The 23,365-nt window shown below is 66.2% G+C and carries 20 protein-coding genes; 11 read left to right on the top strand and 9 right to left on the bottom strand.

All coding sequences use genetic code 11. The features are described from left to right. Positions 1 to 2 precede the first annotated feature (2 nt). Together E0W60_RS24360 and E0W60_RS24355 are read right to left on the bottom strand one after the other, a co-directional pair. On the bottom strand, positions 3 to 194 hold the full coding sequence (locus tag E0W60_RS24360) for a hypothetical protein (protein WP_133092236.1): 192 nt from the start codon (positions 192 to 194) through the stop codon (positions 3 to 5). 104 nt (positions 195 to 298) lie between these two features. Then, positions 299 to 940, bottom strand: coding sequence for a pseudouridine synthase (locus E0W60_RS24355; protein ID WP_133092235.1), 642 nt, complete (start codon positions 938 to 940; stop codon positions 299 to 301). Positions 941 to 1,178: 238 nt separating this feature from the next. Here E0W60_RS24355 and icd point away from each other — a divergent pair, with 238 nt between their 5' ends. Further along, positions 1,179 to 2,429: an NADP-dependent isocitrate dehydrogenase gene (gene icd / locus E0W60_RS24350; RefSeq protein WP_133092234.1), complete on the top strand. Its 1,251-nt coding sequence runs from the start codon at positions 1,179 to 1,181 to the stop codon at positions 2,427 to 2,429. A gap of 149 nt (positions 2,430 to 2,578) precedes the next feature. Then, on the top strand, positions 2,579 to 3,040 hold the full coding sequence (locus E0W60_RS24345; protein ID WP_135705876.1) for a VOC family protein: 462 nt from the start codon (positions 2,579 to 2,581) through the stop codon (positions 3,038 to 3,040). Positions 3,041 to 3,262: 222 nt separating this feature from the next. Here the strand turns inward: E0W60_RS24345 and E0W60_RS24340 are convergent, their stop codons facing one another. After that, complete coding sequence (locus tag E0W60_RS24340) at positions 3,263 to 3,469, bottom strand: cold-shock protein (protein ID WP_010814999.1); 207 nt, start codon at positions 3,467 to 3,469, stop codon at positions 3,263 to 3,265. A 530-nt stretch (positions 3,470 to 3,999) separates the two neighbouring features. Between E0W60_RS24340 and clpS the strand changes: the two genes are divergently transcribed. The 4 genes from clpS to E0W60_RS24320 all read left to right on the top strand — a co-directional run bounded on the left by clpS (position 4,000) and on the right by E0W60_RS24320 (position 8,710). Then, positions 4,000 to 4,326 (top strand): ATP-dependent Clp protease adapter ClpS, encoded by a 327-nt coding sequence (clpS, locus tag E0W60_RS24335; RefSeq protein WP_010814998.1) that lies wholly within the window; start codon positions 4,000 to 4,002, stop codon positions 4,324 to 4,326. Beyond that, positions 4,323 to 6,617: an ATP-dependent Clp protease ATP-binding subunit ClpA gene (clpA, locus tag E0W60_RS24330; protein WP_133092232.1), complete on the top strand. Its 2,295-nt coding sequence runs from the start codon at positions 4,323 to 4,325 to the stop codon at positions 6,615 to 6,617. Before clpS ends, clpA begins: the two co-directional genes overlap by 4 nt. Positions 6,618 to 6,818: 201 nt before the next feature. Further along, complete coding sequence (locus tag E0W60_RS24325) at positions 6,819 to 7,814, top strand: tripartite tricarboxylate transporter substrate binding protein (protein WP_135705875.1); 996 nt, start codon at positions 6,819 to 6,821, stop codon at positions 7,812 to 7,814. A gap of 47 nt (positions 7,815 to 7,861) precedes the next feature. Next, positions 7,862 to 8,710 (top strand): VOC family protein, encoded by an 849-nt coding sequence (locus E0W60_RS24320; protein ID WP_135705874.1) that lies wholly within the window; start codon positions 7,862 to 7,864, stop codon positions 8,708 to 8,710. A gap of 54 nt (positions 8,711 to 8,764) precedes the next feature. Here E0W60_RS24320 and dut read toward each other — a convergent pair whose 3' ends face one another. The 5 genes from dut to E0W60_RS24295 all read right to left on the bottom strand — a co-directional run bounded on the left by dut (position 8,765) and on the right by E0W60_RS24295 (position 15,155). Next, on the bottom strand, positions 8,765 to 9,259 hold the full coding sequence (gene dut, locus E0W60_RS24315; RefSeq protein WP_133092229.1) for a dUTP diphosphatase: 495 nt from the start codon (positions 9,257 to 9,259) through the stop codon (positions 8,765 to 8,767). Between the two features lie 30 nt (positions 9,260 to 9,289). Continuing rightward, positions 9,290 to 10,492: a bifunctional phosphopantothenoylcysteine decarboxylase/phosphopantothenate--cysteine ligase CoaBC gene (coaBC, locus tag E0W60_RS24310; protein WP_133092228.1), complete on the bottom strand. Its 1,203-nt coding sequence runs from the start codon at positions 10,490 to 10,492 to the stop codon at positions 9,290 to 9,292. Positions 10,493 to 10,614: 122 nt separating this feature from the next. Then, positions 10,615 to 11,145: a signal peptidase II gene (gene lspA / locus E0W60_RS24305; RefSeq protein ID WP_135705873.1), complete on the bottom strand. Its 531-nt coding sequence runs from the start codon at positions 11,143 to 11,145 to the stop codon at positions 10,615 to 10,617. Next, positions 11,145 to 14,045 (bottom strand): isoleucine--tRNA ligase, encoded by a 2,901-nt coding sequence (gene ileS / locus E0W60_RS24300; protein ID WP_135705872.1) that lies wholly within the window; start codon positions 14,043 to 14,045, stop codon positions 11,145 to 11,147. The genes lspA and ileS overlap by 1 nt, the downstream gene beginning before the upstream one ends. Positions 14,046 to 14,159: 114 nt before the next feature. Continuing rightward, positions 14,160 to 15,155, bottom strand: a complete 996-nt coding sequence (locus E0W60_RS24295) for a bifunctional riboflavin kinase/FAD synthetase (protein ID WP_133092225.1) — start codon at positions 15,153 to 15,155, stop codon at positions 14,160 to 14,162. Positions 15,156 to 15,441: 286 nt separating this feature from the next. Here E0W60_RS24295 and E0W60_RS24290 point away from each other — a divergent pair, with 286 nt between their 5' ends. Continuing rightward, positions 15,442 to 17,244 carry an ATP-binding protein gene (locus E0W60_RS24290; protein WP_431189914.1) on the top strand — a complete coding sequence of 601 codons (1,803 nt, stop codon included), beginning with the start codon at positions 15,442 to 15,444 and terminating at the stop codon, positions 17,242 to 17,244. Between the two features lie 24 nt (positions 17,245 to 17,268). Here the strand turns inward: E0W60_RS24290 and E0W60_RS24285 are convergent, their stop codons facing one another. Beyond that, positions 17,269 to 17,928, bottom strand: coding sequence for a response regulator (locus E0W60_RS24285; protein ID WP_133092223.1), 660 nt, complete (start codon positions 17,926 to 17,928; stop codon positions 17,269 to 17,271). A gap of 265 nt (positions 17,929 to 18,193) precedes the next feature. Between E0W60_RS24285 and purN the strand changes: the two genes are divergently transcribed. The 4 genes from purN to E0W60_RS24265 all read left to right on the top strand — a co-directional run bounded on the left by purN (position 18,194) and on the right by E0W60_RS24265 (position 23,302). Next, on the top strand, positions 18,194 to 18,862 hold the full coding sequence (gene purN, locus E0W60_RS24280) for a phosphoribosylglycinamide formyltransferase (protein WP_135705870.1): 669 nt from the start codon (positions 18,194 to 18,196) through the stop codon (positions 18,860 to 18,862). Next, a complete protein-coding gene (locus tag E0W60_RS24275) occupies positions 18,859 to 20,271 on the top strand; it encodes an RsmB/NOP family class I SAM-dependent RNA methyltransferase (RefSeq protein ID WP_135705869.1) in 1,413 nt (470 codons plus the stop codon). The genes purN and E0W60_RS24275 overlap by 4 nt, the downstream gene beginning before the upstream one ends. Before the next feature lie 57 nt (positions 20,272 to 20,328). Beyond that, on the top strand, positions 20,329 to 21,720 hold the full coding sequence (locus E0W60_RS24270) for a mechanosensitive ion channel family protein (protein WP_133092220.1): 1,392 nt from the start codon (positions 20,329 to 20,331) through the stop codon (positions 21,718 to 21,720). 391 nt (positions 21,721 to 22,111) lie between these two features. Continuing rightward, positions 22,112 to 23,302, top strand: coding sequence for a DesA family fatty acid desaturase (locus tag E0W60_RS24265; RefSeq protein WP_133092219.1), 1,191 nt, complete (start codon positions 22,112 to 22,114; stop codon positions 23,300 to 23,302). Positions 23,303 to 23,365 lie beyond the last annotated feature (63 nt).

The following is a 23,365-nucleotide window of genomic DNA, read 5'->3' as shown; positions in this document are numbered from 1 at the left end:
GCTTACTGCGCGGCCGGGGCCGAAGCCGTGGCGGCCTTCTTGTGGGTGGTCTTCTTGTGGCTGGTCTTCTTCTTTGCGGGCTTCGGGGCTTCCTTGGTGGCCGCGGGCGCTGCAGCGTCGGCAGGGGCCGAAGCCTGGGCGAAGGCGCCGGTGGCGAACAGGCCGACAACCAGAGCAGCGATCAGTTTTTTCATGGCGATTACCTCGAAGGATAAGAACAGTCGGAAGTTGTGACGCGTGATTGGACGTGTCACCGACAAGAACGAGGCGTCCGGACGGCGCGTTGACGCGCCATTTGTTAGCTTTTGTAACGAGAACGCCGCTTGGCGTCGTTCGCCTGTCTGGTCTTTGAGACATGGGTGGCCGGCGCGCGTGTCGCCGTCAAGCCCAGTACATCGGGCTCGACCTCGCACGATTCCCCAGGGGCGAGACCGAGCGTGCGCAGGTCGAGCGGCCCGATGCCCACGCGGACCAGCCGCAGCGTGGGGAAGCCGACGGCAGCGGTCATGCGCCGCACCTGCCGGTTCTTGCCTTCGCGAATCTTCAGCTCCAGCCATGACGTCGGGATCGCGGCGCGATAACGCACCGGCGGATGGCGCGGCCAGAGCCAGTCGGGCTCGCCGATCGCACGCGCCCGCGCCGGCTGCGTGACGAAGTCGCCAAGGTCGACTCCGGCGCGCAGCCGCGCCAGCGCGGCCGCATCGGGAATGCCCTCGACCTGGGCGAGGTAAGTCTTTTCCAGCTTGTGGCGCGGGTCGGCAATGCGCGCCTGGAGCGCGCCGTCGTCGGTCAGCAGCAGCAAACCTTCACTGTCCGCATCGAGCCGGCCGGCCGGGTACACGCCCGGCACGTCCACGCAAGCGGCCAGCGTGGGGCGCGTGGGATGTTCCGAGAACTGGCTCATGGTGCCGTACGGCTTGTTCAGGGCGATCAGGGTCATGGGGCGCAAGTATGCCCCAGCCGCGCGCCGCGGTTGGCGGATGATGAAAGATTGCTGCATAATACGAAATCAGTCTTGTGTCTTATATAAGACTAAGACTTGCCTGAATGTACGCCAAGGTGGTGCAATGCAGTGCTGGGCGGGCCGCGATGCCCGCTACAATGCCAGCGCCACCTCGCGAATCTCGCCGTCGGCCAAGCCCCGGCGGCCGTCTAAACCGTTCCGTACTGGAGACGTCATGTATCAACACATCAAGGTTCCGGCCGGCGAAAAGATCACGGTCAACCAGGATTTTTCGCTGAATGTCCCGGACAACCCCATCATTCCTTATATCGAAGGCGACGGTACGGGCGTCGATATCACGCCGGTGATGATCAAGGTGGTCGACGCGGCCGTGGCCAAGGCCTACGGCGGCAAGCGCAAGATCTCCTGGATGGAGATCTACGCCGGCGAGAAGTCGACCAAGGTCTACGGCCCGGACGTGTGGCTGCCGGACGAAACCCTGGATGTGCTCAAGGAATACGTGGTCTCGATCAAGGGCCCGCTGACCACGCCCGTGGGCGGCGGCATCCGCTCGCTGAACGTGGCGCTGCGCCAGCAGCTGGACCTGTATGTCTGCCTGCGCCCGGTGCGATACTTCAAGGGCGTGCCTTCGCCGGTGCGCGAGCCGGAAAAGACCGACATGGTGATCTTCCGCGAGAACTCGGAGGACATCTACGCCGGCATCGAATGGGCCGCGGAAAGCGAGCAGGCGAAGAAACTCATCAAGTTCCTGCAGGACGAGATGGGCGTGAAGAAGATCCGCTTCCCGGCCACCTCGGGCATCGGCGTCAAGCCGGTTTCGCGCGAAGGCACCGAGCGCCTGGTGCGCAAGGCGATCCAGTACGCCATCGACAACGACAAGCCGTCGGTGACGCTGGTGCACAAGGGCAACATCATGAAGTTCACCGAGGGTGGCTTCCGTGACTGGGGCTACGAGTTGGCGCAGAAGGAATTCGGCGCCGAGCTGGTTGATGGCGGCCCGTGGTGCAAGTTCAAGAACCCGAAGACCGGCAAGGACATCGTCGTCAAGGACGCGATTGCCGACGCCTTCCTGCAGCAGATCCTGCTGCGTCCGGCCGAATACTCGGTGATCGCCACGCTGAACCTGAACGGCGACTACGTTTCGGACGCCCTGGCCGCGCAGGTCGGTGGCATCGGCATTGCCCCGGGCGCCAACATGTCCGACTCCGTCGCCATGTTCGAGGCCACCCATGGCACCGCGCCCAAGTACGCCGGCAAGGACTATGTCAACCCGGGCTCGGAAATCCTGTCGGCGGAAATGATGCTGCGCCACATGGGCTGGACCGAGGCCGCGGACCTGATCATCGCGTCGATGGAAAAGTCGATCCTGTCCAAAAAGGTCACGTACGATTTCGCCCGCCTGCTGGAAGGCGCGACCCAGGTTTCGTGCTCGGGCTTTGGCCAGGTGATGATCGAAAATATGTAAGCACGGACTCCCGCTGTAGCGGGCGACCTGCCTTGGAAGAACCCCGCTGCCGTGCCCCGGCTGCGGGGTTTTTTCTTGCGCCGGCCAGCGCCGTTGCCTAGAACTTCAGGGATTGCAACGGACGGGCGGGCTGGCCCGGGGAGACTGCCATGGACGATCCTTTCCGCCGCACCGCCTTCGGCGCGGCCGTCTTTTACAAGGACCCGCTGGCCGCGCTGGACTGGCTCGAACGCGCCTTCGGCTTCCAGCGGGTGATGGTGATCCGGGACCAGCAGGACCAGCTGGTGCACTCGGAAATGCGCTTCGGCGATAGCTACCTGATGGTCGGTAGCGAGTGGGCTGACTTTACAGCCAGCCCGGCGTCGATCGGCGGCAAGAATACGCAGACGGTGCATGTGCACCTGCGGGATGGGATCGACCAGCACTGCGAGCGGGCCCGTGCCGCGGGCGCGGTGATCGTGCGCGAGCCGCAGGACGAGTTCTATGGCGACCGCTCCTACACTGCCAGGGACCCGGAAGGTCATGTCTGGACCTTCGGCCAGACTGTGCGGCAGGTCACAAAGGAAGAGGCCGAGCAGGCCAGCGGGTTGAAGATCGACGGCTGGGCCTGAGCTGGCCAGCCCCCATGGCCGGCCCGCGCAAAGCAGAAAGCCCGGCACGAGGCCGGGCTTTCCGTCGGATGCGGTGCGTGCAGCTGATATGCGCCACAACCTGCCCGGCTGCCTGAGACAGCGTGGCCGGCACTGGCGCCGATCCCGTCCCGGGGGAGCTCCCCCCGCACCCTCGTAGACCGCTCCACGGCTCTGCCGGCCGGGATACGGTCGCGGCGCAGCTTAGCTGGCGTCCTGGATATTGGTGGCTTGCTTGCCCTTGGGGCCCTGGACCACCTCGAACGAGACGCGTTGACCTTCCTTCAGCGTCTTGAAGCCCGACATCTGGATAGCCGAAAAGTGCGCAAACAGTTCTTCTTCGCCCTCGTCCGGCTTGATAAACCCGAAGCCCTTGGCGTCATTGAACCATTTGACGATACCGCTTGCCATATACTCCCCCAACGAAATAGCAGATTTCAAAGCGGGGAAGCCGATGCCGGCCGGATGGCTCGGACTGCAGCGCACGCACTGCGACGCCATGACCGGCCGCGTCCCGAGGTGCGGCCGGCGATGACGCGCGGCGAGGTGCAATCGCGTGGCGGCCAGTCTGGATGCTGACTCGCCGCCGCCAGGCCGTGGGCCTCCCTGCTCACGGATCACCCGCTCATTGGCCTTTTGCTTTGGCTCGCGGCTTCAGGCGGGTGTGCGAACGATTCTTCTGTCAAACATACATACTGTCAAGCTGGCGGAATCCCCACTGCGGGCAGGGTGTGGCGGGAAACGGACGGCGCGGGATGGTACCTTGGCGGCAAGCATCGGGTATTGTCCGGATCAGTCCTGCGGTCTCCCGTCACGTGCATTGCAATGCCTCTGGCGTGCGGTTCCGCGCTTTTTCATAACCGGAAACAGGTAGCCCGGCCCTTGAATCCGGCGCCTTTTCCCCAAATTGCAGAGTTGCGAGTAAGGGTTAGAATAAAGCCATGGCTACACGGCTTGCGAATGTCCCACAACGCGAAGCGGGCACCATCCTGGAGCGTAAAGAGCAGGCGCTAAAACCGCCTGCCATGTTCAAGGTGGTGCTGCTTAACGACGACTACACTCCGATGGAGTTTGTCGTGATGATCCTGCAGCAGTATTTCAGCAGGGACCGGGAAACGGCGACGCAGATCATGCTGACCGTGCACCGGGAAGGAAAGGGCGTCTGCGGTATCTACACCAGAGATATCGCGGCGACAAAAGTCGAGCTGGTGTCAACGCACGCGCGGCAGGCGGGGCACCCCTTGCAGTGCGTGATGGAGGAAGCATGATTGCGCAAGAATTGGAAGTGAGCCTGCATATGGCTTTTGTCGAAGCCCGGCAGGCACGCCACGAGTTCATTACCGTGGAGCATCTGCTGCTGGCATTGCTCGACAATCCCACGGCAGCTGAAGTCTTGCGCGCCTGCGCGGCCAATATCGAGGACCTGCGCACCAGCCTTAAGAACTTCATCGCGGATAACACGCCGGTGGTGCCGGGGACCGACGAGGTCGATACCCAGCCCACGCTCGGCTTCCAGCGCGTGATCCAGCGCGCGATCATGCACGTACAGTCCACTTCCAATGGCAAGAAGGAAGTGACCGGTGCCAACGTGCTGGTCGCCATCTTTGGCGAGAAGGATTCGCACGCGGTCTACTACCTGCAGCAGCAGGGCGTGACGCGCCTTGACGTGGTCAATTTCATCAGCCACGGCATCCGCAAGGACCAGTCCGAGCCCGCCAAGCATGGCGACAATGCCGGCGAAGGCGAGGGCGGCGACGGCAAGGAAAGCCCGCTCGAGCAATACACCCAGAACCTGAACGCGCTGGCCAAGGCCGGCAAGATCGATCCGCTGATCGGCCGCGAAAGCGAAGTCGAGCGCGTGGTGCAGGTGCTGTGCCGCCGGCGCAAGAACAACCCGCTGCTGGTGGGCGAGGCCGGCGTCGGCAAGACCGCCATTGCGGAGGGGCTGGCCTGGCGCATCACCAAGAACGAAGTCCCGGACATCCTGGAAAAGGCCACCGTCTACTCGCTCGACATGGGCGCGCTGCTGGCCGGCACCAAGTACCGCGGCGACTTCGAGCAGCGCCTGAAGGGCGTGCTGAAGTCGCTCAAGGACAACCCGAACGCGATCCTGTTCATCGACGAGATCCACACGCTGATCGGCGCGGGCGCCGCATCGGGCGGGACACTGGACGCCAGCAACCTGCTCAAGCCGGCGCTGTCATCGGGCCAGCTCAAGTGCATCGGCGCGACCACCTTCACGGAATACCGCGGCATCTTCGAGAAGGACGCGGCGCTGTCGCGGCGCTTCCAGAAGATCGACGTGGTCGAGCCGTCGGTCGACCAGACCGTGCAGATCCTGCGCGGCCTGAAGTCGCGCTTCGAGGAGCACCATGGCGTCAAGTACGCGGCTTCGGCGCTGACCGCCGCGGCCGAGCTGTCGGCCCGCTTCATCACCGACCGGCACCTGCCGGACAAGGCGATCGACGTGATCGACGAAGCCGGCGCGGCGCAGCGCATCCTGCCGAAGTCCAAGCAGAAGAAGACCATCGGCAAGGGCGAGATCGAGGACATCGTCTCGCGCATCGCGCGCATCCCGCCGCAGAGCGTGAACCAGGACGACCGCAGCAAGCTGCAGACGCTGGAACGCGACCTGAAGTCGGTGGTGTTCGGCCAGGATCCCGCGATCGAGGCGCTGGCCTCGGCGATCAAGATGTCGCGCGCCGGCCTGGGCAAGACCGACAAGCCGATCGGCTCGTTCCTGTTCTCGGGTCCCACCGGCGTGGGCAAGACCGAGGTCGCCAAGCAGCTGGCCTTCATCATGGGCATCGAGCTGCTGCGCTTCGACATGTCCGAATACATGGAGCGCCACGCGGTGAGCCGACTGATCGGCGCGCCGCCGGGATACGTCGGCTTCGACCAGGGCGGCCTGCTGACCGAGGCCGTCACCAAGAAGCCGCACTGCGTGCTGCTGCTGGATGAAATCGAGAAAGCGCATCCGGATATCTTCAATATCCTGCTGCAGGTGATGGACCATGGCTCGCTGACCGACAACAACGGCCGGCGCGCCGACTTCCGCAACGTGATCATCATCATGACCACCAACGCGGGAGCGGAGACCATGAACCGCGCCACCATCGGCTTCACCAGCACGCGCGAGCAGGGCGACGAGATGGCCGACATCAAGCGCATGTTCACGCCGGAGTTCCGCAACAGGCTGGATGCCACCATCAGCTTCCGCTCGCTGGACGAGGAAATCATCCTGCGCGTGGTCGACAAGTTCCTGATGCAGCTGGAAGAGCAGCTGCACGAGAAGAAGGTGGAAGCCAGCTTCAGCGAGAAGCTGCGCAAGTTCCTGGCGCACAAGGGCTTCGACCCGCTGATGGGCGCGCGTCCGATGCAACGCCTGATCCAGGACATGATCCGCAAGGCGCTGGCCGACGAGCTGCTGTTCGGCAGGCTGGTATCCGGCGGCAAGGTCGTGGTCGACCTGGACGAGCAGGACCAGATCAAGCTCGATTTCTCCGAGATCGAGCCGGAACCGCCCGAAGCGCCGGAAGAGCAGCGCGCCGAGGCCTGAGCGGCGACCGTCGCTCCGGCCTGAAAGGGCCGGAGACGGCCGAAAATCGCACCGGATCGTGGCGATCCGGGCGCGGTTCGGCGGGGGTCGCCTGCAACGCGGCCGATCATCGGGCAAAATACAGGGGGCGGCAGTGATGCCGCCCCTTCTTTTTTGTCCCGGCGGCCGCCGGCATTGCGGTCGCCAACGCCCGAATACCCGATGTCCTCTGCCGAACGCACGCGGCGCCGCCGCCTGCTGCTCAAGATCCTGCCGCTGGGCGCCATGCCTGTCCCGATGATGCACGCCGCCGCCGAGGCGCCGGCCGGCAACCGTCCGCTCGCGCTGGTGCTGCCGTTCCCGCCCGGCGGCAGTGTCGATATCGTCGCGCGCCAGCTGCAGCCGGGGCTGAAGGCGGCGCTGGGGCAGACCGTGGTGGTCGACAACAAGCCGGGCGCCGGCGGCCTGATCGCGTCCAGCACCGTGGCGCGCGCCAGGCCTGACGGCAGCACGTTGCTGATGGCCTTCGATACGCACGCCATCAACCCGTTTGCCTACAAGCAGCTGCCCTACGACACCTTCCACGATTTCACGCCGATCTCGCAGCTGGTGCGCTTTCCGCTGGTCATCGCCGCCAATCCCTCGCTGCCGGCCGCCAATGTGCGCGAACTGGTGGCATTGGCCAAGGCCAAGCCCGACAGCGTGCGCTATGCCTCGTCCGGCATCGGCAGCCTGAACCAGCTTGCAGCCGAGGCGCTGGCGACCGAAGCCGGCATGCACATGCTCCACGTGCCCTACAAGGGCGGCGGCCCGGCCGTGCAGGCGGTGCTGGCCAATGAGGTCGATATCTTTTTCAGCAGCTATGCCGCGGTACAGGCGCACGTGGCCGCGCGCACCATCAAGGTGCTGGGCGTGACCGGCACCAGCCGCCTGCGCCAGTTGCCGCAGGTGCCGACCGTGGCCGAGCAGGGGCTCAAGGGTTTTGAAGCTTATTCCTGGATCGGCGTGTTCGGGCCCGCCAACCTGGCCGCGGCAACGGTCACGCGGATCCACCAGGCGCTGGTCGAGTCGCTGCGCCAGCCGCGGGTGGTCGATGCGCTGGCCGCGCAGGGCTTCGAGATCGTCGGCGGCAGCCCGGCCGACCTCGGCAAGCTGGTGCGCCAGGAGCACGACAAGTGGCAGGCCGTGGCGCGCAAGGCCAATATCCAGTTCGAATGACGGCGGCCGGCGCAGGCGCGCCCGCCGCACAGACCGAGGTGATGTCGATGGCAAGCCAAGCGGAAATGTTTGACCATGCGGTGGTGGTGTGTCCCGACCTCGATGCGGGGGCGCAGGCCTGGCAACGGCTCGGCTTTACGCTGACGCCGCGCGGCTACCACACGCTGGGTTCGCAGAACCATTGCATCATGTTGGGGCACGACTACGTCGAGCTGCTGCACGTCACAGCGCCCACCCCCAGCCGCCAGTACTACTGGGACGCGCAGGCGCGCGGCGGCGGCTGCGCGGCAATGTCGTGCAAGAGCGACGACGCCTTCGGCGCCGCCGCACGGCTGCGTGCGTCGGGCTGGTACACCTCGGATCCGATCGAGTTCTCGCGCCCGGTGCGGCTGGACGACGGCAGCGAACATTCCGCCACCTTCCGCGTGACCGCGCTCGACGATGCCCCGGGCGCGCGCTATTTCGTCTGCGAGCACCGCACGCCCGAGCTGCTGTGGCGGCCGGAATGGATGTCACACGCCAACGGCGCCGACAGCATCGCGACCATGTTCCTGGTGGTGGCGCCCGCGCTGGTCGATGCCGCGGCGCGGGCCTATGCGGAACTGACCGGCGGCGAGCTGACGCAGCTGAGCGAGCACGTCAGCAGCCTGGCGCTGGATGACGCCGCGCTGGTGGTCAGCACGCCGCAGGCGCTGGCCTCGGCGACCGGCACGGCGCATGTGCACAGGGAGGTGCCGGGATACGCCGCGATGCGCCTGCGTACCGGCGACCTGGCCGCGGCGCGCGCGCTCTGGCGCAACGCCGGTGTGCCGACCCTCGACCTCGGCCCGCGCGAAACGCTGGTGCCGGCCGAGGCGGCCGGCGGCGTGGCGTTGCTGTTCGAACAGCGCAGCTGAAATGCAAACTGGCGCCACAGGGCGCCAGTCTTCCTTTGCCAGCGTGAATGAGCGTCAGGCCTTGGCGTGATGCACCCCGGTCGAGCCGAAGCCACCGGCGCCGCGCTCGCTGTCTTCGCTGAACTCGTCCACCGTCGTGAAGACCGGCCGCAGCACTGGCACGAACATCATCTGCGCGATGCGCTCGCCCGGCTGGATCACGATCGGCTCGGTGCCCGGCGCGTTGCGGTTCCACACGCTGACCATGATCTGGCCCTGGTAGTCGGCATCGATCACGCCGATCGAGTTGCCCAGCACCAGGCCTTTCTTGTGGCCGAGGCCCGAGCGCGGCACGATGGTCGCGGCCATGTAGGGGTTGCCCATGTGCACGGCGATGCCGGCCGGCACTAATTGCGCGGGCGTGCCCGGGGCGATCGACACCGGCGTGTCGACGCAGGCATGCAGGTCGATGGCGGCGGCCATTTCGCTCTGGTAGGCAGGCAGGCCCCATTCGTTCAGGCGGGCATCGAGCACCTTGATTTCGACGGTGGGGTTCAGAGGCTGGGTCATAGACAATCTCGGGGAAATTCGTTTCAACAATCAGGGACGCGGCCGCCCGGGCAGGCGTTGGCCGATGGCGGCAACGAGCTGGCGCGCCAGCGACAGCTTGTCGGCGCGCGGCAGCCGCGTCATGCCGGCGGCATCGAACAGCACGATCTCGTTGTCGTCCAGGCCAAAGGTATGGTGGCCGATATTGCCGACCAGCAGCGGCACGCCCTTGCGCTGGCGCTTCTGTTCGCCGTACTGCTCCAGGTTTTCGCTTTCGGCCGCGAAACCGACGCAGTAGGGCGCATCCGTGCGCGCCGCCACGGTGGCGAGGATGTCCGGGTTCTGCACGAACTGCAGCGTGGGCGTGTCGGTGTCGTTGGCCTTCTTCAGCTTCTGCCGGGCCACTTCGGCGGGGCGCCAGTCGGCCACCGCGGCCACCGCGACGAAGACGTCGGCGCCGGGCAGCTGTGCCAGCACTGCATCATGCATCTGCTGCGCGCTGCGCACATCGGTGCGCACCACGCCGCGCGGCGTCGGCAGGCTGGTCGGCCCGGCCACCAGCAGCACTTCGGCGCCGGCCTCGCGCGCCGCGCGCGCGATCGAGAAGCCCATCTTGCCCGACGACAGGTTGGTGATGCCGCGCACCGGGTCGATTGCCTCGAAGGTCGGCCCGGCGGTGATCAGCACGCGCTTGCCTTGCAGCGGCTTGGGCTGGAAGAAGGCGATGATGTCGTCGAGCAGTTCTTCGGGCTCGAGCATGCGGCCGTCGCCGACCTCGCCGCAGGCCTGGTCGCCGCTGCCCGGCCCCAGGATGGTCACGCCGTCGGCGCGCAGCTGCGCGGCATTGCGCTGGGTTGCCGGCGCTGCCCACATCTGGCGGTTCATCGCCGGCGCCACCAGCAGCGGGCAGTCGCGCGCGATGCACAGCGTGCTCAGCAGGTCGTCGCACAGGCCGTTGGCCAGGCGCGCCATGAAGTCGGTGGAAGCGGGTGCGATGACAATGGCGTCGGCCTCGCGCGAGAGGTCGATATGCGCCATGTTGTTGTCGATGCGGGCGTCCCACTGCGACAGGAACACCGGGCGGCCGGACAGCGCCTGCATAGTCACCGGGGTAATGAAGTGGGTCGCCGCCTCGGTCATGGCCACCTGCACGGTGGCGCCGGCCTTGGTCAGCAGGCGGACCAGCTCGGCCGACTTGTAGCAGGCGATGCCGCCGGTCAGGCCGAGAACGATGTGCTTGCCGCGCAAATCCATGGTGGGGAACCTGGCTGGGGGGAAAGGGAAATGATACCGGGGAAGCCGGCTGGAGGTTTGCTTCCCAAGATGGTTTGCTCCCCTCTCCCGCCCGGCGGGAGAGGGGAACCCAATCCGGCAGTTCAGTGCTTCCGCACCCGCCGCAACTCATCCACGATCAGCAGCACCGCGCCGACCGTGATCGCGCAGTCCGCGACATTGAAGGCCGGCCAGTGATACCGGCCCGCGTAGAAATCCAGGAAGTCGACCACGTGCCCGTAGACCACGCGATCGATCACGTTGCCGACCGCGCCGCCCAGGATCAGCGACACGGCGAAGCAGAACAACCGCTGCCCGGTATGCCGATACAGCAGCCACACGATGAACGCCCCGACCACGAGGCCCAGTCCGGTAAAGAACCAGCGCTGCCAGCCGCCGGCGTCGGCCAGGAAGCTGAATGCCGCGCCCTTGTTGTAGACCAGCACCAGGTTGAAGAAGCTCGTGACCGGGCGCGACTCACCGTAAGTGAAGCTGCGCACGATGACGATCTTGAAGAACTGGTCAAGCAGCACCACCAGCAGTGCGAACGCCAGCCACAGCAGCGGCGTGGTGTTGCCCGCGGCCTTGCTGCCGCGGCGCGCCGGCCGGGCGGATCGGGACGTGGTCGATGCCATCAGGCGTGGCTCCTGTGTTCACCGGCGCCGAACAGGTTGCTGTCGCAGCGGCCGCAGAGGGTGGGGTGGTCCGGGTTGTGGCCGACATCGGCGCGGTAGTGCCAGCAGCGCTCGCACTTGGCATGTGCCGACGGCGTTACCGTCACCAGCAGGTCGCCGGCTTCGGGCGCGGCGGTGACCTTGGCCGACGATGTCAGCAGCACGAAGCGCAGGTCGTCGCCCAGGCTCTGCAGCGCCTGCAGCACCGGGCCGCCGGCCTGGATGGTCAGCTCCGCCTGCAGCGACGAGCCGATCTCGCCTTCGACGCGCACCGCTTCCAGTTGCTTGGTGACTTCGGCGCGCACTTCGCGCAGCGTATGCCATTTCTGCAGCAGGTCATCGGCGTCGTCCATTTCCGGCACCGGGTAGTAGGTGCTGGTGAAGATGGTGTCGGTGTGCTCGGTGCCGTGGACAAAGACCTGCCACGCTTCCTCGGCGGTGAACGACAGGAACGGCGCCATCCAGTGCAGCATCGCCTGGGTGATGTGGTACAGCGCGTTCTGCGCCGCGCGGCGGGCCTTGGAGTCCGCCGCCGTGGTGTAGAGGCGGTCCTTCAGCACGTCAAGGTAGAAGCCGCCCAGGTCTTCCGAGCAGAAGGTCTGCAGCTTGGCCACCACCGGGTGGAATTCGTAGGCCTCGTAGTGCGACAGCACTTCCTTCTGCAGCCGGTCGGTCAGCGCGACGGCGTAGCGGTCGATCTCCAGCCATTCCGACGCCGGCAGCGCGTGCTTGCCGTGGTCGTAGTCGGACAGGTTCGACAGCAGGAAGCGCAGCGTGTTGCGGATGCGGCGATAGCTTTCCACCACGCGCTTGAGGATCTCGTCCGAGATCGACAACTCGCCCGAGTAGTCGGTCGAGGCCACCCACAGCCGGATGATCTCGGCGCCCATCTTGTTGGAGATGTCCTGCGGCGACACGGTGTTGCCGACCGACTTGGACATCTTGCGGCCCTCGCCGTCGACGGTGAAGCCGTGCGTCAGCAGCGCCTTGTACGGCGGCTTGCCGTACAGCATCGACGCGGTCAGCAGCGACGAGTGGAACCAGCCGCGGTGCTGGTCGGAGCCTTCCAGGTAGAGGTCGGCAAGGCGGCCTTCGGCTGTGTCGGCGGCCGGGTCGTACAGGTCGTCGCGGTGCGAGCCGCGGACCACGGTCCAGTGCGTGGTGCCGGAGTCGAACCAGACGTCGAGCGTGTCGCGGTTCTTTTCGTACTGGCTGGCTTCGTCGCCCAGCAGTTCGGCCGGATCCAGCGTCTGCCAGGCTTCGATGCCTTGCTGCTCGACGCGTTTGGCGATGGCTTCCAGCAGTTCAGGCGTGCGCGGATGCAGCGCGCCGGTTTCCTTGTGCACGAAGAAGGCCATCGGCACGCCCCACTGGCGCTGGCGCGACAGCGTCCAGTCCGGCCGGTTGGCGATCATGTTGTGCAGGCGCTGCTTGCCCCACGCCGGGTAGAACTCGGTGGCATCGATGCCGGCCAGCGCGGTCTCGCGCAGGGTCGGCACGGGCTTGCCGTTCTCCTCGGTCGGATCCACGTCCATGCCCGCAAACCACTGCGAGGTGGCGCGGTAGATGATCGGCGTCTTGTGACGCCAGCAGTGCATGTAGCTGTGGGTGTACTTGTGCGAGTTGAACAGGTTGCCCGATTCCTGCAACGCGTCGACGATCTTGGGGTTGGCATCCCAGATCGACAGCCCGCCGAACAGCGGCAGCGTGCCGGCGTAGACGCCGTTGCCCATCACCGGGCTGATGATGTCGCCGTCGGGCATCCCGTGCGCCTTGCACGACTGGAAGTCTTCCACGCCATAGGCGGGCGCCGAGTGGACGATGCCCGAGCCGGTGTCGGTGGTGACGTAGTCGCCCAGGTAGACCGGCGACAGGCGGTCATATCCCGCGTCCATCTTGGCCAGCGGGTGGTGGAAGCGGATTTCCGACAGCGCGGCGCCGGTTGCGGTGGCGATGACCTTGCCTTCCAGCGCGTAGACCTTCAGCTGCTCCTCGACGCGCTCGGTGGCCAGGATCAGGTAGCCGCGCGGCGTGTCGACCAGCGCGTATTCCACTTCGGGGTGCACGTTCAGCGCCTGGTTGCTCGGGATGGTCCACGGCGTGGTGGTCCAGATCACGATCCAGCCGGGCTTGGCGTTGATCTGGTCGAACGGCACCTTGAAGGCGTGCGCCAGCTTGTCGGCCTCGGCAAACGGGAAGCCCACGTCGATCGACAGGTCGACCTTGTCCTTGTACTCGACTTCGGCCTCGGCCAGCGCCGAGCCGCAGTCGAAGCACCAGTTCACCGGCTTCAGGCCGCGGAACACGTAGCCCTTTTCCATGATCTTGCCGAGCGCGCGCAATTCGTCCGCCTCGTTGCTGTAGTTCATGGTCAGGTAGGGGTGGTCCCAGTCGCCCAGCACGCCCAGGCGCTCGAAGTCCACCATCTGGCGCTTGATCTGCTCGGTGGCGTACGCGCGCGCCTTGGCCTGGACTTCCTGCACCGGCAGGCCCTTGCCGAATTTCTTCTCGATCTGGATCTCGATCGGCATGCCATGGCAGTCCCAGCCCGGCACGTAGACGGCGTCGAGCCCGCTCAGGCCGCGCGCCTTGATGATCATGTCCTTGAGCACCTTGTTCACGGCGTGGCCGATGTGGATATCGCCGTTGGCATACGGCGGGCCGTCATGCAGCACGAACTTCTTCGCGCCCTTGCGCGCCGCGCGGATCTTCTTGTAGAGCTGCTTCTCCTGCCACTGCTTGACCCACTGCGGCTCGCGCTTGGGCAGGTCGCCACGCATGGGGAAGGGCGTGTCGAGCAGGTTGACGGGATACTTGTTTTTCTGGTTCTGATCGGACTTGGCGCGTTTGTCGTCGGACATTTCGATTCTCGGAGCAATTCGTTTGGCGCGCGGCCGGCAGCAGGCCGGGGCGCGCGCGGGAAGACTGGGCGGGGCATGCGAACCGGGCCCGCGCACACTGGCGGGCGCCGGCCGCTAGCTAATTCGGTCGGTGGCGGAGGTAGCGAAGTCGCGGCCGCCGGTGCCCTCGGCAGCGCCGGGCGCGGTCAGGCCGAAGAACCCGCGCGCGTCGGCGCTGTCCTTGGCGATCGCGGCGGTCAGGTCTTCCAGGTTGTCGAAGCGCGCCTCGTCGCGCAGCTTCTTCATGAATTCGACCCGTACCAGCTTGCCGTACAGGCTTTCATTGAAGTCAAAGAGGTGGACTTCCAGCAGCACGCGGCCGGCGTCCTCGATGGTCGGGCGCACGCCGATGCTGGCCACGCCGGGCAGCGGGTGGTCGGCAATGCCATGCACCTGCACCACGAAGATGCCGTTGACCGCCGGGCGCTTGTGCGAGATGCGCAGGTTCAGCGTCGGGAAGCCCAGGTCGCGCCCCAGCTTGCGGCCGTGGATCACGTGGCCGCTGATGGCATAGCCGTGGCCCAGCAGGCGCCGCGCGTGCTCGAGGTCGCCATCGGCCAGGGCCTGGCGCACCGCCGAGCTGGAAATGCGGATGCCGCCCTCGGAGACCGAGCCCATCTGCTCGACGTCGAAGCCGAACCGGTGCCCGGCGTCCTGCAGGTAGGCGAAGTCGCCCGCGCGCCTGGCGCCGAAGCGGAAGTCGTCGCCGACCAGCAGCCAGCGCGTGTGCAGGCCGTGCCACAGCACGTTTTCAACGAATTCCTGCGGGGACTGGCTGGCAAAGTGGGCGTTGAAGTGCTCGACCACGACGCGGTCCACGCCGTTGCGGCGCAGGCTTTCCAGCTTGTCGCGCAGCAGCGCGATGCGGGTGGGCGCCTTGTCCGGGGTGAAGAACTCGCGCGGATGCGGCTCGAACGTCATCACGCACAGCGGCAGGCCGCGCGCGTCCGCCGCCGCGCGCGCGCGCGCAAGCAGCGACTGGTGGCCGCGATGCACACCGTCGAAATTGCCGATGGTGAGCGCGCAGGGCGCCCGGCTCTCGGCGTTGGGCAGGCCGCGGAAGACTTTCACGGGGACGGCGGGAAATGTTTCGGGTAAAGCGGGCATTATAAGGCGAATGGGTCGGCTTGCCGCTGCCTGCGCCCCCATGTGCGCTAAGCTGCTGTTTTTGTGCTGCATCCGCCTACCCCGGCATGGCGCGATACGGCAAAAGGCGGCATGATATGCACCACTTGTGTGTCACGCCGACGTCACATGCAGCCAAAACGCGCGCGACACGACATTTCTTGCCGCTTTTTCTCGCCTTGCGCCTGCCATCTCAAGCCAGCCACATTTGAACGCGCTGCCCAACCGGTTCCTGTCCCGGCTTCTCCCCCGGCTTCGGCCCCATATACTGCCGCAATCGAGCGGTGAGCTTGACGTCGAGACCCGCGCCAAGCTGATGGCCATCGTGCACAAGAATGCGCCGACCGCCATCGTCGCTTCCGTGCTGCTGCCGGCGCTGACCACGCTGGGATTCTGGGGCGAAGTCAGCCACGCCGCACTGCTGGGTTGGTGCGCGATCATGCTGCTGCTGACCGCGGGCGGCCTGTGGTTCCATGTCGGCTACCAGCGCGACGGCGCCTCGATGAGCCGTTCCGCGCATACGCGCAGGTGGTGGAACAACATGCGCGTGCTGGCGCTGCTGACCGGGGTAACCTGGGGCAGCTCGGCACTGCTGCATTTGTATACGGACTCGGTGGTCTTCTCCAGCGTGCTGTACCTGCTGACGCTGGGCGTGCTGGCCGGCGGCGCGGTATCGCAGGCCCCGGTGCCGTCCAACCTGGTGTACGCCGGCGTGCCGATCCTGGTGCCCAGCATCCTGATGGCGGAGTTCGCCTTCCCCGGCCATGGCGCTTATGTACAGGGCCTGCTGGTGATCTACGCGCTGATGCTGTCGCGCCATGCCTTCAACCTGCAGCTCACGCTGGTCCGCGCGATCCAGCTCGAGGGTGACAGCCGCCGGCTGGCCAAGCAGTTCCAGGAAGAAAAGGAGCGCGCGCTGCATGCCAGCGAAGAAAAATCGCGCTTCCTCGCCGCCGCCAGCCATGACCTGCGCCAGCCGGTGCATGCGCTGGTGATGCTGGTTGAAGCGCTGCGCGCGCGCAACCAGTCGTCGTCGCTGCATCCGCTGGTGGAGCAGGTGGCGGCGGGCACGCAGACCATCGACCTGCTGTTCCGCTCGCTGCTGGACCTGTCCAAGCTGGAAGGGCGCAAGGTCCTGCCGACGCTGGAGCCGTGCGAGCTGGGCGCGTTGATCCGCGACGTGATGAGCCAGTTTGCCGCCGACGCCCGCGAAAGCGGCCTGATGCTGACGCCGCGCGTGCCCGACGAACTGTACGCGATGGCCGAGCCGGTGCTGCTGCGCCGCGCGCTGTTTAACCTGGTGCAGAACGCGTTGCGCTATACCCAGCGCGGCGGCGTGCTGGTGACCGCGCGCCAGCGCCGCAAGCACGTGCGGCTGGAGGTTTGGGACACCGGCGCCGGCGTCACGCCCGAGCACCTGCCCGAGATCTTCTCGCCGTACTACCAGGTCAACAACCCGCAGCGCGACCCGTCTCAGGGCCTCGGCCTCGGCCTGGCGATCTTCAAGGAGTGCGTGCGGCTGATGCGCGGCACCTATGGCGTGCGCTCGGTGCCGGGCAAGGGCTCGGTGTTCTGGTTCGCCCTGGCCCCGGTGCCGGCCGAGACCGTCGCCAGCGTGCGCGAGATGCGTGCCATGGCGCAGGCCCAGGAAGCCAAGCCCGACCGGCTGCAGGGCACGGTGCTGGTGGTCGACGACGACAGCCAGATCCGCAAGGCGTGGATCGCGCTGATGGAGGCGTGGGGCATCCACGTGGCCTGCGCCGCGCACGGCGCCGAGGCCGACAAGCTGTTTGCCAAGGGCCTGCGCCCGGACATCATCTTCTGCGACCTGCGGCTGCCGGGCAGCGAGAACGGCCTGGACCTGCTGGAGCGCTGGCAGAACACGCAACCGCAGGCGCGCAGCGCGCTGCTGACCGGCGACCTGAAATCGGCCGCGCTGGCGGCGGCGGAAGAGGCGGGGTATTTCGTGCTGCCCAAGCCGGTGGACCCGGCGTCGCTGCGGATGCTGCTGCGGCGATGGCTGCGCCCGGCTTAGGCTGGGGAGGGCAAGTGCGGCGCCTTACTGGCGCAGGCGGAACCGTTCCATCCGCGACATCACCTGCATCCGGGTACGCACGCCCAGGCGTTGCAGGATCGCCGACACGTGCTCCTTGACCGTGTTCTCGGTCAGCCCGAGCCGGCGCGCGATCACCTTGTTCGGCAGGCCTTCGAGCACCAGGGCCAGCACGGACCCCTGGCGCGGCGTCAGGCCCAGCTCGGCCGGCGTAACCGGGATGCCGTGCGCGGGGCCAAACGACTGGGCCCGCCCGTTCAGGGCTTCATCGGTAGGGAAGGAGGTGTCACCCGCCAGCACCTTGCGCACCGCGGCGGTGAAGGCATTGGCATCGAGATGCTTGCCGACGAAGCCGCATGCCGACAGCGCACGGGCGCGGCCGACGATTTCGGGCGTGGCTTCTGCGGACATGAAGATAAAGCGCGCCCCGGGGATCACGGTCTTGAACGACTGCATGGCATCGAAGCCGGTGCCGTCGTTCAGCCAGATATCGAGCAGCACAATATCCGGGCGCAGCCCCTGCTGCAGGCTCGCCAGGGCTTCTCGGGCACTGCCGGCGGCGTGTACCGCGACATCCGGCATGACTTCGGCAAGGAAGGCCGTGGTGCCTGACAAGGCCATAGGATGATCATCGACCACCAACAACGTCGGTGCAGCGTTCGACATGCGAGTTCCCGTCTAATTTCCCGTTTTGTCCTTGTTGTCACCCGCTCGCTTGGAGCACTGTGTCGTGAAAAACCTGCACAGGATTGGCGCGTGGACGTAGCGCCCACTCTAGCAGAGGGGGCGAAGCGTCACAATCCATCAATCGGGGGTATGCGGCGCCATCGTCACATGTTAGGGGCATTGCACTTGTCCGGACCTGCTGAATTAAGTACCTAATGGGTTCGCGTTACCGGAGTTTAGTGCCTCGCCTTGGTAGAATTGCGCGATGAAAAAAATTGTCATCTTGATTTCCGGGCGTGGCTCCAACATGGAAGCCATCGTCCGTGCCTGCGCGGGCGGCGGTTGGCCGGCGCGCGTGGCAGCGGTGCTGTCGAACCGGCCCGATGCCGCCGGGCTGCAGTTCGCGCAGCAGCAAGGCATTGCCACCGGCGTGGTCGACCATCGCCAGTTTCCCGACCGCGCCTCGTTTGATGCCGCGATGGCCGAGGCCATCGATGCCCACGCCCCCGACCTGGTGGTGCTGGCCGGCTTCATGCGCATCCTGACGCCGGGTTTTGTCGACCGCTATGCGGGCCGGCTGCTGAATATCCACCCGTCGCTGCTGCCGTGCTTCCCGGGGCTGAACACCCACAAGCAAGCGCTGGACGCCGGCGTCAAGCTGCACGGCGCCACCGTGCACTTCGTTACCCCGGAACTCGACCACGGTCCGATCGTGATCCAGGCCGCACTTGATGTGCTGCCCACCGACACGCCCGAAAGCCTGGCCGAGCGCCTGCTCGACTGCGAGCACCAGATCTATCCCCGCGCCGTCCGCTGGTTCGTCGAGGACCGCCTGCAACTGCAGGACGGCGTGGTCAACGTTATCAACCCGGCCGAGCCGCAACTGCTGATGGCCATCTCCGCCCATACCCGGGCGGCAGGAGTCGAGGCATGAGCCGCAACCAGGCAGGAACCCGTCCCACCCGTAGCGAGGGCCACGCGCCGCCGCGCGGCAAGAGAAAGGGCAAGGGCAGCCCCATCCGCAAGCCCGCCAACGGCAATGCCGTCCGCGACGGCGCGCCGCGCATGCACGGCGGGCTGCACGCCTCGCATATCCAGCATATCGACCGCCTGCTTGGCAAGGTCATGCTGTTCGCCCGCCCGGCCGATGCCGTGGTGAGCTATTACTTCCGCGAGAACAGCAAGCTGGGCCATCGCGAGCGCGGCATCATCGCCGAGGCCATCTATGCGGTGCTGCGCCGGCGCGTGGAGTTCGCGCAGTTTGCGGAAAGCGGCACCGGCGCCAGCTCGCGCCGCCTGGCGCTGCTGGGCCTGGCGGCCACGCTCGGACGCGACGTACTGACGCCGTTCCTGCACCCCGAAGAGGCCGAATGGCTGGACCGCCTGACCACGATCGAGCGTTCCAGCCTGGCCCCGCGCGTGCGCACCAATCTGCCCGAATGGCTGTACGACGAGCTGGTGCGCCGCCATGGCGAAGAATTTACCGCGGCACTGGGCGATGCCTGGCTGCGCCCGGCGCCGCTTGACCTGCGCGTCAACCTGGGCAAGACCAGCCGCGATGCGGCGCTGGCCGAGCTGCAATCCGCCGGCCTGGGCGCCGAGCCGACGCCGATGGCGCCCGCCGGCATCCGCATGACCGGCAAGCCCGCGCTGAACCAGCTGCCAATCTTTGTCAACGGCCTGGTCGAGGTGCAGGACGAAGGCAGCCAGCTGCTGTGCAACCTGGTGGCGCCAAAGCGTGGCGAGATGGTGGTCGACTTCTGTGCCGGCGCGGGTGGCAAGACCTTGGCGCTGGGCGCCGCGATGCGCTCCACCGGCCGGTTGTACGCCTTCGACGTGTCGGAAAAGCGCCTGGCCAACCTGAAGCCCCGCCTGGCGCGCAGCGGCCTGTCCAACGTCCATCCGGTCCTGATCGACTCCGAACGCGACGCCAAGATCAAGCGCCTGGCCGGCAAGGTCGACCGGGTGCTGGTGGACGCGCCGTGCAGCGGGCTGGGAACGCTGCGGCGCAACCCCGACCTGAAGTGGCGCCAGACGCCGGAATCGGTGCTGGAGCTGACTGCCAAGCAGAGCGCTATCCTTGAGTCGGCGGCGCGCCTAGTCAAGGGCGGCGGCCGCGTGGTCTACGCCACGTGCTCCGTGCTCGAAGCCGAAAACGAGGCCATCGTGCGCGATTTCCTCGCCGCGCACCCCAACTTCCGCCTGGTTCCGGCCAGCGAGGTGCTGGCCGACCAGAAGATCGAAGTGCCCGCGTTGCCTCAGGATAGCGGCATGTTCGCGCTGTATCCGCATCTGCACCAGACCGACGGCTTCTTTGCCGCGGTGCTGGAACGCACCAGCTGACGCCTGTGGCCGCCGCCCGTCTGCAGCGGACGGCGGCCCTCAACCTGAGTCTCCCCGATGAACGGTGAAACCCTGTCCGGCCTCGGCGGCGAGCTGACGGCCTCCCATTCGATGTTCGGCAAGATGCTGGACGACCTGATCCGCGATGCCGGCGGCCCGGGGTTCTTCTGGCAGCTGCTGGTGCTGGCCGGCTGCCTCGCGGTGGCGTGGCCGCTGGGGCGCTATGTGGTGCACCGGCTCGAGGCGCGCTACGCCAGTTCCAGCTTCTCGCTGCGCTTTGCAGCCGCCAGCCTGGAGCGGGCCATGTTCCCGCTGGCAGGTTGGGTGCTGGTGATGGTCGCGCGCTTCGCGCTGGAGCCGTTGATCCCGATCAGCGTGCTGCGGCTGGCGCTGGTGCCGCTGTTCGGTATCACCTCGCTCAATGTCGTCTTCTATATCCTGCGGCGGGTCATGTCCGGCAGCGGGCAGTTGCACGGCATGCTGCTGCTGGTGGAGAAGGTGCTGACCACGCTGGTGTGGATCGGCATGGCGCTTTATGTGCTTGGCGTGCTGTCGGAGGTGGTCGCGTGGATGCAGGACGTGCGCTTCTCGATCGGCGGCAAGCAGAAGATCAGCCTCGCCGACACGCTGATGGCGGGGGTCTGGATCCTGCTGACGGTGCTGGTGGCGATGTGGTTCGGGTCCTGGCTGGAGGAGCGGCTGATGCGCTCGGCCAACCTCGACGTCAACCTGAAGGTGGTGCTGACCCGCATCTCCAAGGCCTTGCTGCTGCTGGTGTCGCTGCTGCTGAGCCTGTCGCTGGTCGGGATCGACCTGACCGTGCTGTCGGTGTTCGGCGGTGCGCTGGGCGTGGGCCTGGGCCTGGGCTTGCAGAAGATCGCGAGCAACTACATCTCGGGCTTCATTATCCTGCTGGACCGCTCGGTCAAGCTGGGCGACCAGATCACGGTGGACAAGTACACCGGCATCGTGTCGCAGATCCGCACCCGCTACACCGTGGTGCGCAACGGCGACGGCGAGACGCTGGTGCCGAACGAGCAATTGGTGGCGCAGTCGGTGCAGAACCATTCATTCTCGAACACCAATGTGCGCGTGGCGACGCGTGTCCAGGCCGACTACAGCGCTGACCCGGAGACCGTGATCGCACTGCTGACCGAATGCGTGCGCGAACTGCCGCGCGTGCTGAAAGACCCGGAGCCGGCGGCCTTCCTGGTGCTGTTTGCGGACAGCGGCATCGAGTACGAAGTCGCGGCCTACATTGCCGATCCACAGAACGGAAAGCTAGGGGTGCAATCCGCGATGAACCGCGCCATCTGGCGCACGCTGCGCGAGCACGGCATTTCGATTCCCTATCCCCAGCGTGAGCTGCGTGTGATGCACGAGACGCCGATGCCCGGACCAGGCGCCCCCAAGGCAAGTACCTTGCCGGAAGCCGCCAACGCCACCTAGACTGTCACCTGAGCGTCACAGGACCGTGCAGATGCCAGCCAGGCGGCGAGTTCGGCACCCCACGGAACGAAAACCGTTGCACCCCGTCCAAATCCGGGAAATAGCGTATGCTTGCGCCCTCGCCAATCCGGTAGAATGCCGGGTTGTCGCGGGTTGAGACATCCCGCTCCCACATCAGACAGCCGCCAGATTGCAGCGGCTCGTACCTTGTCCCGCCTGCCACGGCCGGCGCCAGACTCGCGTGCCAGGGAGCCCGGAGCGACTTCGGGTCCCGAGGCAAGCGCCAGACAGCTATCGCAATCAATAGATTCGCAGCTATTTTTTCTGCGCGTTGTGTGCACCGGCCAGCCGGCCTGCACGGGAAAGTCCTGTTTAACCGACGGAGAACAGTTTGTTCGACACTATTCTTGACTGGGCCGCCAACGGCCTTGCCAATTGGGCCTGGTGGGAGATCGTCATCTACACCCTGGTGATGACGCATATCACCATCGCTGGCGTCACCATCTTCCTGCACCGCTGCATGGCGCACCGGTCGCTGGACCTGCACCCGATCGCCCAGCATTTCTTCCGCTTCTGGCTGTGGCTGACCACCGGCATGGTCACCAGGGAGTGGACCGCGATCCATCGCAAGCACCACGCCAAGTGCGAGACCGAGGACGATCCGCACAGCCCGCAGACCCGCGGCATCCGCAAGGTGCTGCTGGAAGGGGCTGAACTCTATCGCGCCGAGGCCAAGAACAAGGAAACCATCGCCAAGTTCAGCCATGGCTGCCCGAATGACTGGATCGAGCGCAACCTGTACTCGCGCTTCACCTGGCAGGGCGTTGGCCTGATGCTGATCATCGACCTGGCGCTGTTCGGCGTGATCGGCATGTCGGTGTGGGCAGTGCAGATGCTGTGGATCCCGATCCATGCCGCCGGCATCATCAATGGCCTGGGCCACTGGTGGGGCTACCGCAATTACGATTGCGAAGACGCGTCGACCAATGTGTCGCCGTGGGGCCTGATCATTGGCGGTGAGGAACTGCACAACAACCACCACACCTACCCGACCTCGGCCAAGTTTTCGATCAAGTGGTATGAGTTCGACGTGGGCTGGGGCTATATCCGCGCGATGCAGGCGGTCGGCCTGGCCAAGGTCAAGAAGACCCCGCCCAAGGCGCGCCTGGTGGAAGCCCGTCCGGTCGATCACAACACGCTGGAAGCCATCATCGCCAACCGCTATGACGTGATGGCGCGCTACGCCAAGGCCGTCAAGGGTGCGTTCCGCCAGGAACTGGACAAGCTCAAGGAAGGCGGCGTGGCCGAGTACCGCAGCTTCAAGCCCGCCAGCAAGTGGTTCCACCGCGAGGAAACCAAGCTGGCCGCACAGCAGCGCGAGCAGCTGGCGAGCATCGTCGAGCAGAACAAGGCGCTGCAGACCTTCGTCGAAATGCGCCGTGAACTGGCCGCCATCTGGGGCCGTTCCAACCTGACGCGCGAGCAGCTGCTGCAGCAGCTGCAGGCCTGGTGCCACCGTGCCGAGGCCAGCGGCATCCAGGCGTTGCACGATTTCTCGCTGCGCCTGCGCCGCTACGCCTGATACAATTCGGCCGCGCCGTATGGTTTGACAAAGCCCCGCCCATGGCGGGGCTTTTGTTTTAGA

It is taken from the genome of Cupriavidus oxalaticus (genome assembly GCF_004768545.1).
GTDB lineage: Bacteria > Pseudomonadota > Gammaproteobacteria > Burkholderiales > Burkholderiaceae > Cupriavidus > Cupriavidus oxalaticus_A.
This window is presented reverse-complemented; position numbering and strand designations above follow the sequence as displayed.

Bases quoted from the DNA above. Each gene is read 5' to 3' on its own strand.
- E0W60_RS24320 (WP_135705874.1), top strand. From the start codon at position 7,862: ATGGCAAGCCAAGCGGAAATGTTTGACCATGCGGTGGTGGTGTGTCCC.
- coaBC (WP_133092228.1), bottom strand. From the start codon at position 10,492: ATGGATTTGCGCGGCAAGCACATCGTTCTCGGCCTGACCGGCGGCATC.
- E0W60_RS24325 (WP_135705875.1), top strand. From the start codon at position 6,819: ATGTCCTCTGCCGAACGCACGCGGCGCCGCCGCCTGCTGCTCAAGATC.
- E0W60_RS24355 (WP_133092235.1), bottom strand. From the start codon at position 940: ATGACCCTGATCGCCCTGAACAAGCCGTACGGCACCATGAGCCAGTTC.
- E0W60_RS24270 (WP_133092220.1), top strand. From the start codon at position 20,329: ATGAACGGTGAAACCCTGTCCGGCCTCGGCGGCGAGCTGACGGCCTCC.
- E0W60_RS24345 (WP_135705876.1), top strand. From the start codon at position 2,579: ATGGACGATCCTTTCCGCCGCACCGCCTTCGGCGCGGCCGTCTTTTAC.
- E0W60_RS24275 (WP_135705869.1), top strand. From the start codon at position 18,859: ATGAGCCGCAACCAGGCAGGAACCCGTCCCACCCGTAGCGAGGGCCAC.
- E0W60_RS24285 (WP_133092223.1), bottom strand. From the start codon at position 17,928: ATGTCGAACGCTGCACCGACGTTGTTGGTGGTCGATGATCATCCTATG.
- E0W60_RS24340 (WP_010814999.1), bottom strand. From the start codon at position 3,469: ATGGCAAGCGGTATCGTCAAATGGTTCAATGACGCCAAGGGCTTCGGG.
- ileS (WP_135705872.1), bottom strand. From the start codon at position 14,045: ATGTCCGACGACAAACGCGCCAAGTCCGATCAGAACCAGAAAAACAAG.
- clpS (WP_010814998.1), top strand. From the start codon at position 4,000: ATGGCTACACGGCTTGCGAATGTCCCACAACGCGAAGCGGGCACCATC.
- clpA (WP_133092232.1), top strand. From the start codon at position 4,323: ATGATTGCGCAAGAATTGGAAGTGAGCCTGCATATGGCTTTTGTCGAA.
- lspA (WP_135705873.1), bottom strand. From the start codon at position 11,145: ATGGCATCGACCACGTCCCGATCCGCCCGGCCGGCGCGCCGCGGCAGC.
- E0W60_RS24360 (WP_133092236.1), bottom strand. From the start codon at position 194: ATGAAAAAACTGATCGCTGCTCTGGTTGTCGGCCTGTTCGCCACCGGC.
- purN (WP_135705870.1), top strand. From the start codon at position 18,194: ATGAAAAAAATTGTCATCTTGATTTCCGGGCGTGGCTCCAACATGGAA.
- icd (WP_133092234.1), top strand. From the start codon at position 1,179: ATGTATCAACACATCAAGGTTCCGGCCGGCGAAAAGATCACGGTCAAC.
- dut (WP_133092229.1), bottom strand. From the start codon at position 9,259: ATGACCCAGCCTCTGAACCCCACCGTCGAAATCAAGGTGCTCGATGCC.